An 11599-nucleotide genomic window follows, 5' to 3' on the forward strand; every position below is an offset into this window, starting at 1 on the left:
AAACTCGTCCCTGCGGACGGACTTTCGGCCCTCGATTCGCGTGGTTACCACCCAATTCAAATTGTTCGACGCGTTTGCGTTGTCTTCAATTGTAGCGGGGAGAGCGGCGTGGTTCAAATAGTGGCCGAGATTTTAATGTGTGATTGAGCGGGTCGTCCTGCGTTGGGGGTGAGTGGGATGCGTTTCCGTGGGCGACGTTCGACGCGCAGGTTCCGGCATTGTTGGGGCTCAAACGGAGCGCCGGAGCCGTCGTGACGCCGCGAAGCTGCGAGCCCGGAGGGCGATAGAGAGTTTGATAGCCCCCAGCGCAGGGAGCGCGCAGCGCGACCGGAGCTGGGGGACTGGGGTGAGGACGCTCTACTCCGCCGCCGCCCGGAAGGTCTTTGGGGCGGGGAGTTCGACGCGGCGGTTGCGCAGCGCGCGCCCCATCTTGACCTGGCCGAGCGCGTCGGTCAGCTCGCCGCCGTCGACGGCGAGCTTGCCGCCGATGACGACCATGGGGACGACGCCCTCGGAGCGGTTGACCAGTTGGTTGTGCTCGAAGACTTCGCGGTAGACGTTCTCGATGTTGGACTCGGAGTCGTAGCCGCGAAGCTTGTCGGGGTCGACAAGCGTCAGGTCGGCGGTGGCGCCGCGGTCGATGCGCCCGGCGTCGAGGCCGAAGAAGTCGGCCGGCTCGCGCGTCAGCCGGCGCACGGTGTAGGCGACCTGGTCGAGCGACTCCTTCTGGGCGATCTGCAGCGCGCGCAGGTTGACGTCGTAGAACGCCATGTTGGTGATGTGGGCGCCGCTGTCGGAGAAGCCGGGCAGCATCTGCGGGTCCATGAGCAGGTCGCGGCGCGGTCCCTCGTCGAGGTTGGCGGCGTAGGTGTACCAGTACAGGTCGAGGTCGAACTGGCGCAGCAGTCCCAAGAAGAAGTCGGCGTCGTCGGGAGGCGCGGCGCCGAAACTGTCGAACGTCTCGCGCTCGGCCTGCGAGCGCGCCTCGACGTCGCCGTTCTGGTAGGACATCAGCCGCTGGTAGACCTCCTGCATCGTGGCGCCGTTCCATTCTTTGACCGGACAGGTCTCAATGACCATGTCCTCGAGGTTGCGCGTCAGGGTGTGGTCCTCGATGCGCAGCCATCGCTTCAGGCGCGCCAGGCCGAAGCCGCGCTTTCCGCTGAACCACATCTTGCGAAACTGGGCGCGCCACTCGGGGTCGTCGAGCACGCGCATGCGCGCCTCGCGGTCCTCGAGGTCGGGCTCGTTGAGCCGGCGAAGCTCGGGGATCTCCTCGGCGAGCGGGGTGACGGGGCCTTCGGACCACACCTTGAAGGGCGCGGCGAGGGCCTGCAGCCGGAAGTTGCCGTCGACGATTCGGGAGTTGAGGATGCGGGTGAGCACGCGCCCCAGCGCGCCGAGCATGCGGTTGGTGCGCACGTCCATCGCCGCGACGGCGGTGATCCGAAGCGGTTTGCCGTGCAGCCGGCCGCTGGAGAGCAAGAAGTTGCGCAGGGTCTGCGGTGGGCTGTCCTTGGGCGGCGTGGCCTGCCAGACCGCCTCGTACTCGCGCACCACATCGGTCAGCGCCTTGAGCTCTTTGTAGGTGCCGTACTGGGTGGGGATCTTGCTTCGCCGGTTGGGGTCGTTGGCCAGGTAGTGAAAGGGAAGGGCGTCGGTCGAAAAGCCGGCGTAGCCCTCCTTCATGCCCTTCTCGACCAGGGCGCACATCTCGTCGAGCTCTCGCTCGGTCGGATCACGCGCGATGCTGTCTTCGAGCCCCATCACCTCGATGCGCAGCATCGAATGGGGGATGAGCGGGACGACGTTGGGCCCCAGCGGGAGCTCGTCGAGGTGGCGAAGGTAGCCCTCGGAGTCGTCCCAGTCCTCGGCGACGCTCGCCGCCTTCTCGAGGATATGCTTGGGCATATTCTCGACGCGCGCGAAACAATCGACGATGGGATCGGCGCCGCCGTTGCGCTGGGCGCCGAAGGCCAGCCCCAGGCTGCAGTTGCTCATGACCACGGTGGTCGTGCCGTGGCGCACCGACTCGGGCAAGCTTGGCTCGAGCTCGACCTCGAGGTCGTAATGGGTGTGGATGTCGAGCAGGCCCGGCATCAACCACTTGCCGGCGGCGTCGACGACACGCTCGGCCATCGACGCGTCGAGATCTTCACCCCGGGCGGCGACTCTACCGTCTGTAACCGCAAGATCCCCACGTTGGGGCGGCTCACCGGTACCGTCGAAGATGATCGCGTCTTTGAACAGCAGATCCCATTTGGCCACGGTTGATCCTCTTCTGCCTGAGTCCAGGAAGATTGGCGAATCTCGGTTTGGTGCTGCAATGAGTATGAGCACATTCTGCCAGTTTTGTAACAAGTAGCAAGGCAAGCAACTTTCAAGGTTGTTGTCTCTGGGCTACAATCGCCGTGCCCTTGTTTCGAGAGCCGGTTCTGAACGATGGAAGTACTCGATAGTTGCGATTGGCGTGCGATCGCCGATTTGTGGGCGGAGCTCAATGAGTTTGGGTTGAGTGAGTCCGAAGGAGCGTGGGTCCATTTTCGCCAGCGCGTGCACCAGATGCTCGATGTGGACCGCGGGCTCACTGTCGTCCTCGAGGAGGTCGCCGAGCCGGTCGACAATCCACTGTATCGATGCCTGCCTCTCGTCACCCTCCACCACGGCCCGGAGGCCGAACAGTTCAATCGATTAGGCCACGAGTGGATTTTTCGGGAGCCCGGCTATGGGAACGAGCCCGCCATCCAATACCTCGCCGCCAGGCACGGGCAAGCTCGCACGGTCAGTCTGCGCCGGAGCGTCGACCAGCGCACCTTCGACGGCTCGACGATGCGTGGGTATTTTGATGTCCTCGAGGTCGAGGATCGGCTCTTCAGCGCGTTTCCTGTCGCCAATGGGCTCGAGATCAATATCGGGGTCGACCGCGTCCGCGGCTCGCGGGTATTTGGGCTGAGGGAGCAGCAGATGCTCCACACCATCGTCCAGGGGATCCTGCCCCTGGCCCGAGCATACGTGCGAAGCCGGGGGCTGATGCCAGGCCAGCAGGAGTTGAGCGCCCGCGAGCAACAGGTGCTGTCCTATTTGCTCGGTCCGCTGTCGGAAAAAGAGATCGCCGACCGCCTCGATTTGAGCACGGGCTACCTGCACCAGGTCGTGGTGCGCATCTATCGGAAGTTGGGCGTGCGAAGCCGCCCCGAGCTCATGGCCCAGTGGCTCTGAAATCCTCGCAAATGCGCATATTCTGCGCCTCAGCCGGCCGGATGGTACCCATTAGTACCATTGCTCCGCGTGCCCATTTCTCGGACCCTTGTCGCCTAACGATTTCGTAAAAGGTGCTGCCTCAGATCGAGGCGGGTTCGAGAAAGGGTCAGGGATATGAGGGTTTCAAAGTGGTGGGTCATCGGGCTCGTTGCGCTGATGGTCTTGCTGGGCGCTTGCGGCGACGATACCGGCAAGAGTGGCAAGACGAATCTGGAGGACGTCGGCGTGGACGCGCCCGACGGCGGCGACACCGACTCTGTCGAGCCCTATGCGTGTGAGCCGGATCCGCAACTTGTCGGACAGAAGATCTCCTGCGTGCGCGACGAGCATTGCCCGTGCGGCACGAGTTGCTGGCTCGGCCAGTGCCAGGCGCGCTGCGAAAAGGACGACGAGTGTGCCGACGACGAGTATTGCGACGGCTTCGGCCAGTGTCGCGCGACGGACGACGCGGCGACGGTGCATTTGCCCGAGCGCCACGACCTGGGCCGGCTCGAGCCGCGCCAGAAGCTCGCCACGCTCACCGATGCTCGTCCGCTCGCCTCGATCTTGGTGCGCGCGGTCGACGGTCCGGTCGTGGCCGGCCGCGTGGGCGCTGGTGAGGGGCTTCAGGTAGCGGTCACCGACGGGGACGCGCCGGGCGATGCCGACTTTGCCGCCGAGGTCCTCATCGACCAGCGTGTCGAAGCGGACGGGACGGTTACGTTGTGGGCCCGGCGAGACCCGGGGCACACCGATGACGAGCCGCTGACCAACCAGGTGGGGATCTGGGATTCGAGTGGACATCATACCTCGGTGACCGTCACCGAGCGGACCTCGCTCGTCGGCGGGGCCACTGACGGGCCCGAGCTCGTCGGCACCTACACTGGCGTCGCCCGCCTGGTCGCCCGCGGAAGCGTCGGTGGCCTCGGGCTCAATATCACCACCCCGCGACGCGAGCAGTCGGTGCCGATCACCGCTCAGATTTTCGATACCGGCAGCGGCATGCGCCTGGTGATCGAAGACAATCTGCGCGTGCTCCACCCGCAAGGGGAGTGGATCGGTGAGCTGAGCGCCGATGCCCAAGACCTGGCGCTTCCGGCCTTCGAAGCGCTCGCGCTCGACCAGATCGCGCTGTCCAATTCCCAGGTGATCGCCACGCCGAGCGACATGCGCGTCGACGCCGATCCGAGCGCCGCCGATTGGGACGGGGTGCTTCGCTTCGGCTTCGACCTGCGCTACGCGGGCATCACAGACACGGCGGCCATCCCCATGTCGCGCTGGATGGTGACGCTGTCGCGTACCGGCGACCTGCCCGACGGAGCCGACGCCCCCGAGGCGCAGTCCGACGCCCAACTCGCCTACGACACCGCCCAACTCGCCGACACCGAGTTCGTCGCCGAGACCGGCATGGCCACCGTGGCCAGCGCTTATCCTGATTTCGATTCCAAATGGGAGGCCATCCGTCAGGTCGCCGACCGCTCGATCGGTGGCACCGACATGGGCGTTTGCGTCGCGCCGTACTTGCCGTTTGTCTCCGACGACGATCGCTCCGCCTACTACAATAGCTTCTACTACTCGATCTTCCCCGACGTGTACGCCGCGAATGTCGGCGCGCTGAACCAGCCGTACACAATCACGCCGGTCTTTGCCTACGATAGGGCTCCGAACTCGCCCGGCGGATGGACCGTGAACAACGACAAGACCAAGACGGTCAGTGAGCTGGCCGGGGCCGGTGTGCCGTTGCTCTCGGAGATCTTTGCCGGCGTCTCCGACCAGTCTCTGGAGCTGTGGAGTGCGCAAGTGCCGGTCGCCAGCGGGTTCTATCACGATGTCACCCCGACGACGCCCAGCGGGTTCCGTCAAGCACCCGAGATCACGCTGGCCGACGGCACCACCGTCAACCATGCGCTTCCCTGTGACATCGACCTGAGCGACTCGCCCGATACGGTCGCCTTCGACGAGGGGTACGGCTCGTCAGTCTTCGATGTGACCCTCGACGTGCCCAACCAGCGCTTCGATTTCTGCCAAGAGGCCGCCGATCGGCTCGACTGCCGCATCGTGGATGTGACGTCGGTGCTCACGCCCGAAGAGCGTGACATGTATCCGGCTCAGTACATCGATTTCGACGTGACCATGCAGCCGGGCGACTCGTTTTCCTACCAGATCCGCGCCAATATTCCGGACGTGCGCTTCAGCAAGGTGTGCATCCCGCCGTCCCTCCCGAAGCGCTGCGCCGAGGGCTTGGCCTGTGAGAACGCCAACACCGGCAGCGGCTCGCTCGAGATCGAGCCGCTGTCCGACAGCGGGCAGTCGGCTTCGTCGGGCGACCTGACGTGCGGAGAGAGCGGGCGCCATTTCGCCTTCGAGATGGACGAAGCCGGCCTGACGGCGGACACGCTCGTCGAGGATTGTGTGGCCGACTCCGAGGCGATCGAGCGCGTGCTGGCCTCGCCGACGGGCACGACCGAGCGGGACAAGCTCGCCGCGATGGGCTGGTACAACTCCGAAGGTTGCTTCAGGCCCATACAGCTGCTGGGCACGGTGGGCCGGGCGACCGAGGCGGTGCGCTACTGGCGCGACGAGACCGGAGCCGAGGCGACGCTGGCCGATCTGATAGCCATGCGCATGCTGCAGCGTTGGACGGACGCCCATGCCTTCATCGCCAGTGAGGCGACCCACAGCACTCCGTTTGCTCACCTGGATGCGACGGTCAACTCGGATAGCCTCGACGGGCTCGAGGCGCGCTTGGACCAGTCGCTTCGCGCCTGGCGCCTGCTGATGCATCCGCGCGTGGCCACTGCCCTGATGAGCCTGAGCCCTGAGGCGCTTCGCCACCCCGACTACCGTCAGATGGTCGGCGCCGGGTTCACCGAGGAGGGCTATCACCGGCAGGATGAGGGCTTGGTGGTCTCGATGGCCGAGCTGCTCGACGCTCAACTACGGCTCGGGCAGGCGATCGCCGAGCGCTACGCCTACGAGGGCGCCCAGGAGGTGCCCGCCTCTCTGGTTCGGCTCCAGCAGGCCCACCTGGTCGCCGAGAGCTTGATTCAGGCGCTCACCGAGCGAAGCCGCGACGTCGACGGCAATTACGGGGAGTGGGACGAGAACTTCCGCGCCGTCGAGCGGCGGGTTATGGGCAGCTGGGTTACGCTTCTCAACCGCGTCGACGGGCTTCTCGAAGGCCGCAATCCCCTGGGCATCGAGGATACCGACTTGCCGCTGTATTTCCGCGACTTCCGGGTGGACGCCACCAGCCGATTCACCGCCATCACCCGCTTTTTGCTCGGCCAGACCAATGGCTCGGAGGCCTGGGCCGCCTCGCTGGTGCGCGACGCAGTCGACGCCTACGACACGGCCAAGGACGCCTATCTCGACGAGAGTTCGCGAGCGATGAACGAGGAGGCGACCGCCACGGCCAAGGCGCTGCGGGTCGCCGACGAAAAGACCGACTTCGGCCTGATGATGATCGACTTTTGTGGAAGCGAGGCCTTTGGCGACGTCGGTCCGGGCGACGTGCACGACAGCATCGATCAGGCCACGTTCGACGCCTCGACGTGCTGGTTCCGAAGCGAGCGCACTGAGTGCGCGCCGGGGCAGGCATCGAGTGAAGACGCGGTGACCTACAGCCTGTGCACCAGCGCGCTGGCCGCACTGGGGCCCAACGGCATCGGTCGACGCCCGGCGTATGCGACGGTCAACGTGCAGGGCAAAGACTTCCGCTACTATGCCATGGTCCGCGGCTGGGAGTTCGACAACCCGGTGCTCGGCTCGTTCTACGAGCAGATTTTGGAGAATTGGACCGGGTTCCCCGCCCAGATCAACGTGACGATGCGCACCACCGCGGGAGCCTGTTTCCGCACCTCGGAGGGGACCACCGTGTGTGCGCGGGACGAGGTCGACCGGCCGGTCAACGTGACCTACGACCCGCAGACGCACCAGCCGTATAACCCCTGCAAGAACACCGCAGTGCCCAACTTCCCGGGGATTCTGCCCGAAATCGAGCAGTTGGGCGACGGGAGTTATGAAGCCGTGTGCGCGCCCAACCAGGCGCTGGGCTTCGAGGGCACCACGCTGCGCATGCCTTTGTCCGGCGCCGCCGCCAAGCAGTTGCGCGGCACCTACACCAACGGTGTGCTCACCGAGCAAATTGCAGGCCGCTGCCGCGAGTTCGTGCCCGGCCATGATCCGACCCCGGTCGCCCGTTGGGCCGACGCACCGCAATCGTGCTACGGCGGCTCGGTGGGCGCCGAGGTCTACGCCACACGCACTCTGGTGACCGACATCGAAGTGGCGCGCGACGCCGTCGAGCAGCATACCGAGGCGTACCGTATCGCCATGCAGTCGTGCTTCATCCAGCAGCAGGGCAACCAGCAACTCATGGAGGCCCAGCGAAGCTTCGACGCCGAGATGAACCACCTGCAGACGGCCAAGCAGATCGCCGACACCGTGGCGACCTGGGCGTACTCGACAGGCGATTGTCTGTCGGAGGTCTCCGGCGCAGATGAGCCGTGGGACTACGGACTGGCCGCCGGTACCTGCGCGGCGTACGCCGTCGGGTCGGCCGCCGACACAGCCAGCATCGCCTACGACGCCGACATGCAGCGCGCCGAGCGCGCCCACGAGACCACGATGATGGGCATCGAGCAGTCCACCGAAGAGGCGCGCTGCTTCAAAGAGGCGGAGCTCGAGCTGGTGGGGCTGCGCGCGGCGTACTTGGAGATTCAACGGGCCCAGCAGGAGCTCGCGTCGAGCTACCTGCAGGCACAGCACGCCGTGGAGGTGCTCGAAGCCGAGTACGACGCCGGCCTGATCGACGTGGAGACCGCCGAGACCGCCGCGATGTTCGTTCCCTCTCAGAGCCCCTGGTATAACGAGGAGCTGGCCGACTACGAACGCAAGCTTCGCCTGGCGCGCCGAGGCGCCTACCTGGCGGTGCGCGCGGTAGAGTACGAGTTCCAGATGACCTCGAGCTACCGCTCCGACGTGCTCTTGGCCGAGACGCCGCTCGAACTCGAGCAGGTCCTGACCGAGCTGCGCCAAGAAGCCAACACCAACAGCGTGGCCGGCGCGCGGCCGGCCGAGTTGACCGAGGTGGTCAGCCTCAAAGACCACCTGCTGCAACTCGGCGACCGCTCCGAAAGCACGCCCGCAGGGTGGCACGCGCTGTCGGACACCGAGCGCTTCCGCAAAATGCTCGTCGACCCGGCCTACGAGGTCTACGAAGACGGCGTCTTCATCGGCCGGCGCATCCCCTTCAACATCGCCCCGCTCAGCGTGCTCGATCGCGGCGAGTTCCAGGGCGTGCCCATCGTCAGCGACAACTCGTGCGCCGAGCGTCTCTGGTCGCTCAACGTGACCATCCAAGGCGAAGACGGCGAGGTCATCCGGGGCGTCAGCCCGACGATCAACCTGGAGGTGCGCAAGCGCAACACCTTCTTCAGCAACCTGTGTGACGCCGCGCGAGGCGACTTCCAGGTCGCCAGCGTGCGCCCGGCCCGAAACCTGTTCCGCGAGCCGGGCGTCGGCGAGGGGATCAGCGGCATCACCGGCCAATCGGAAGCCGACGGCTTCTCGAAGGCCCGCGTGCAGGCTCGCCTGAACATCGCCCCGCAGGAATTCGCCAGCGACTCGTATACCGACGGCGCCAGCGCCGAGTTGGCCGCCCGCGGGCTCTTCGGTGAGTACGAGCTGTTCATCCCGGCGACCAGCCTGGCGCCGGCGTCGAACGGCCTGCCCAGCGGGGACGGGCTGGTGCTCAACCAGGTCGACGATATCCTGCTGCGCGTCGACTACGTGTCGGTGGCGCGGTAACTGCGTCGGGCCCCGGGGGCGGCCTTCGCCGCCCCGCGCCCGCCGCTTCTCGCAGGGCCCTCGACCCGGTTGCAAGGTCAGCCAATAGATACTCTGGGAATTTCGCGTGACATTCGCTCGCTAATTGTACAGTATAACTGCGACTGAATGAGCGTTCATTCGTTCCCAAAACCCGACCCGGGTACAAGACACACAAGAAGAGAGGCTGATCATGCAACGGTATTCCCCCCCGCTCAAAGAGATGCGCTTCCTACTCGAGGCGTTCGGCTTCGAAGAAAAGCTCGGCGATATCGAGGCGTTCGAGATGTACGACCTGGCCACGACCATGGCCGTGCTCGAGACCGTCGGCAATATCAGCGTCGACAAGCTTCTGCCGATCAACCGCAAGGGTGACGAAGAAGGGCTGAAGTTCGATCCCGACGAGGCCACCGTCACGTTGCCCGAGGGCTTCCGCGACGCCTACCAGACCCTCGTCGAGAACGGCCTTGTCGGCCTGGCCGGCGACCCCGAATACGGTGGTGGCGGCGCTCCCGAGGCGATGGGCATCCTCGCCAGCGAGATCATCAGCGCGTGCAACAAGAGCTTTTCGATGGCGCCGGGCCTGACCAACGGCCTGATCTCGGCGCTGCAGGCTCACGGCAGCGACGAGCAAAAAGAAAAGTACCTGTCCAAGCTCATCCCGGGCGAGTGGTCCGGTACGATGTGCCTGACCGAGCCGCAGTGCGGCACCGACCTGGGCTTGATCACCACCAAGGCCGATCCGCAGGACGACGGCACCTACAAGCTGACGGGCACCAAGATTTGGATCACGTTCGGTGAGCACAACCTGACCGACAACATCATCCACTTCGTCCTCGCCCGCCTGCCCGACGCCCCCGAGGGCATCCGCGGCATCAGCGCGTTCATCGTCCCGAAGATCCTCGACGACGGCACGCGCAACCCGGTCTACTGCACCGGCCTCGAAGAGAAGATGGGCATCCACGCCTCGCCGACCTGCGTCATGGCGCTCGAGGAGGCCGAAGGCTACCTCGTCGGCGAGCCCCACAAGGGCATGCGCTCGATGTTCACGATGATGAATATGGCCCGCCTGCACGTGGGCATGGAAGGCTACGCGCTGGGCGAAATTGCTTACCAGACCGCGCTCGCCTTCGCTAAAGAGCGCCGTCAGGGCCGCTCGCTCGACGAGAGCAAGCGCGAGACCGACGAGCCGGCGGACACCATCATGGTCCACCCGGACGTGCGTCGCATGCTGCTCAACATCAAGTCGACCAACGAGGCGCTGCGTGCGCTGGGTGTGTGGGTCGGCCTGCATCATGACCTCGCGCACAACCACACCGACGAGACGGTGCGCCAGCAGTCGAGCGACCTGGTCGCGCTGATGACGCCGATCATGAAGAGCTACGGCTCCGAGCGCGGCTTCGAGAATATCTCGGAGGCGATGCAGGTCTGTGGTGGCTCGGGCTACACCGCCGACTGGGACATCGAGCAGTACATGCGCGATGAGCGCATCGCGATGATCTACGAGGGCACCAACCACATCCAGGCGCTCGACCTCGTCGGTCGCAAGCTTGCCAAGGGCAAGGGTCGCTTACTGATGACCTTCCAGCAGCGGGTCCAGCAGGCCATGGAAGAGGCCGGCGAGTATGAAGAGGTCGCCGCGCTGTTGCCGCCGTTCCAGAAGGCCGTCGGCCGCGTCATGGAGGCCACGCAGAAGCTGGCCAGCGAAGGGGCCAAGGACCAGGAGATGGCTGCGGCCGTCGCCTCGAACTACCTCAACCTGTTCGCGTTGACCGCGCTGGGCTTCATGTGGCTCAAGATGACCACCTACGCGGTGGCCAACGACCACCCGAACGCCGAGACCAAGCTCAAGACGGCGCGCTACTTCATGGAGATGGTGCTGCCCGAGACGGGTCTGTACGCCAAGCTCATCAAGGCGGGTAAGGACCCGATGATGGCGTTTAGCGAAGACGAGTTCTAAACGACTCGGGTCGTCGAGACCAAAAAAGGCCCGCCGGCGCTGCGCCGGCGGGCCTTTTTGCGTGTGAGCGTTCGAGTCGGTGGTCTAGCGGTTCGAGCGGGTCTGCTGGCCGCCGCTGGGCTTGGAGATCTGCTGGACGACCTTGCCGGTCTCACGCTGTGGCTCGTTGCGCGCCAGGTCGGCCTGGGCGAGCACTCCCACGACGTTGTTGTTGTCGTCGACGACGATAAGCCGGCGGATCTGGTGTTGGCCCATCAGCTGTTCGGCCTCGTTGTCGTCGGCGTCCTGGTTGATGCAAATGGGGTTGCCGCTCATGACGTCCGAGGCGTTCAGGTCCAGCGGGTTTTTGCCCTGCGAGACCGCACGGATGGTGATGTCACGATCGGTGACCGTGCCCAGCACGTTCGATTTTCCGTTTTGCTCGACGATGGGGATCATTCCGCAGTCGCAGTCGTCCATCATCTTGGCGATGTCCTGCAGCGACGTGTTCTTCGACGCGCACTGCGGCTTGCTTGTCATCAGGTCTTTAATGCTCATGGCGTTCCTCCACGGGTGCGAAGGGATTGGTGC

Annotated in this window: 5 protein-coding genes; 3 read left to right on the forward strand and 2 right to left on the reverse strand. The window is 65.3% G+C overall.

Annotated features, from left to right (window positions below; translation table 11 throughout):
* Positions 1-357 precede the first annotated feature (357 nt).
* A complete protein-coding gene (locus tag FIV42_RS17990; protein WP_168210739.1) occupies positions 358-2268 on the reverse strand; it encodes an N-acyl-D-amino-acid deacylase family protein in 1911 nt (636 codons plus the stop codon).
* 174 nt (positions 2269-2442) lie between these two features.
* On the opposite strand from FIV42_RS17990, the gene FIV42_RS17995 reads away from it, so the two are divergent.
* From FIV42_RS17995 to FIV42_RS18005, 3 genes are all read left to right on the forward strand, one after another.
* Positions 2443-3219 carry a helix-turn-helix transcriptional regulator gene (locus FIV42_RS17995; protein ID WP_141199024.1) on the forward strand — a complete coding sequence of 259 codons (777 nt, stop codon included), beginning with the start codon at positions 2443-2445 and terminating at the stop codon, positions 3217-3219.
* A 156-nt stretch (positions 3220-3375) separates the two neighbouring features.
* Positions 3376-9051 carry a hypothetical protein gene (locus tag FIV42_RS18000; protein ID WP_141199025.1) on the forward strand — a complete coding sequence of 1892 codons (5676 nt, stop codon included), beginning with the start codon at positions 3376-3378 and terminating at the stop codon, positions 9049-9051.
* A 211-nt stretch (positions 9052-9262) separates the two neighbouring features.
* Positions 9263-11029, forward strand: a complete 1767-nt coding sequence (locus FIV42_RS18005; RefSeq protein WP_141199026.1) for an acyl-CoA dehydrogenase — start codon at positions 9263-9265, stop codon at positions 11027-11029.
* Positions 11030-11113: 84 nt separating this feature from the next.
* Here FIV42_RS18005 and FIV42_RS18010 read toward each other — a convergent pair whose 3' ends face one another.
* Positions 11114-11566, reverse strand: coding sequence for a CBS domain-containing protein (locus tag FIV42_RS18010; protein WP_141199027.1), 453 nt, complete (start codon positions 11564-11566; stop codon positions 11114-11116).
* Between the last annotated feature and the right edge of the window lie 33 nt (positions 11567-11599).

The sequence above is a fragment of the Persicimonas caeni genome (assembly GCF_006517175.1).
Lineage (GTDB): Bacteria > Myxococcota_A > Bradymonadia > Bradymonadales > Bradymonadaceae > Persicimonas > Persicimonas caeni.